The sequence below is a fragment of the Sphingomonas sp. CCH5-D11 genome (assembly GCF_001557395.1).
Taxonomy (GTDB): domain Bacteria; phylum Pseudomonadota; class Alphaproteobacteria; order Sphingomonadales; family Sphingomonadaceae; genus Sphingomonas.
On record NZ_LSKH01000250.1, the window covers coordinates 1 to 1,088 of the forward strand.

The window sequence follows — 1,088 nt, forward strand, 5'->3', positions numbered from 1 at the left end:
TGTGGCTTTCAGCGGTAAATGTCACGAATGTCAGCACTAGGTGACGCCGATGACGAGGGTGCTGCGGGCGGCTTCCACGACATCCTCGCTGATGGTTGCGAGGCCGTTGATCTTCAGCACGCGCTCGATCTGCACGAACAGGCGGTGCAGTAGCCGGAAATTGCCACCTGTGATCCGAACGATGGCCGCGACCGCTTGCGCGTCGGTGAAATCGGCGTCGTCGAGGGCAAGGCCGAGGTCGCGCCAGCGGCGGGTCAGCACGAAGGTCAGCTCCGCATCCTGCAACGGCCGATATTGGTGGGCGAAGCCGACCCGGCTGAAGAGCTGGGGATAGCGCGCCATGCGCTTTTCGATACCGGGCATCCCGATCAGGATGAGCCCGATCCCCTGCCGATCGAACACGTCACGCATGTATTCCAGCGCCGTCGTCGACAGGCGCTCGGCTTCATCGACGATCACCATTTCGACGTAGCGGGTATGACGACTGACATAACGGACCTGTCCGACTTTCTGAGGCCTGACGTGTTCGTCGATGCAATGGTCCACTCGGTCGAGCAGCCGGGGCAGATCCTGCCGCAGTTCGCGCAACGTGCTGCCGACCGAAGGTGTGTAGAAAACCGCACGTGCCTGAGCGAGGTGGGCATAGATTTCCAGGTCGGATGGATCGCGTGGTCCCCAAACGGTGAGCAGGGGCGCAGCCTTGTGCCATCGGGCATACCGGCAGGCCGAGAGCGTTTTGCCGACGCCCGCTGGGCCATGACACAGGCCGATGTAGCGATGCTTCCGAACGGCGTCGGCGAACTCGATGAAGCGGCGGTGCTCTTGGGTCGAGATGAAGCTGGTCGCGCGCGTACTGCCGGCGGTCATCAGTCGCCCTCATAATAGGTGCGTAGCTTCGGCCGGCTTGGTGGCGGCGCCGGAGTCGCTGCGGAGACCGGCGCCAATTCAGGCAATCGCGCCGGTTTCGCGATCGGAGCCGGAGTGCGCAGGATCGCTGGAAGATAGTCTATAACGCTCGATTGCTTCTCCCTGATCTCCTGCCGCAGGCGACGCCGATGCGCGATCCGCGCCGCCTGGATGTCCTTTAG

The 1,088-nt window shown here is 63.1% G+C and carries 1 protein-coding gene and 1 pseudogene; both read right to left on the reverse strand.

The window, feature by feature from the left end; all coding sequences use genetic code 11:
• Nucleotides 1-36 precede the first annotated feature (36 nt).
• On the reverse strand, nucleotides 37-867 hold the full coding sequence (locus AX702_RS15795; RefSeq protein WP_007406871.1) for an AAA family ATPase: 831 nt from the start codon (nucleotides 865-867) through the stop codon (nucleotides 37-39).
• Nucleotides 867-1,088, reverse strand: a pseudogene (locus tag AX702_RS22965) (Mu transposase C-terminal domain-containing protein); the annotation flags it as partial. The pseudogene AX702_RS22965 and the gene AX702_RS15795, both read right to left, overlap by 1 nt.

Bases quoted from the DNA above. Each gene is read 5' to 3' on its own strand.
- AX702_RS15795 (WP_007406871.1), bottom strand. From the start codon at position 867: ATGACCGCCGGCAGTACGCGCGCGACCAGCTTCATCTCGACCCAAGAG.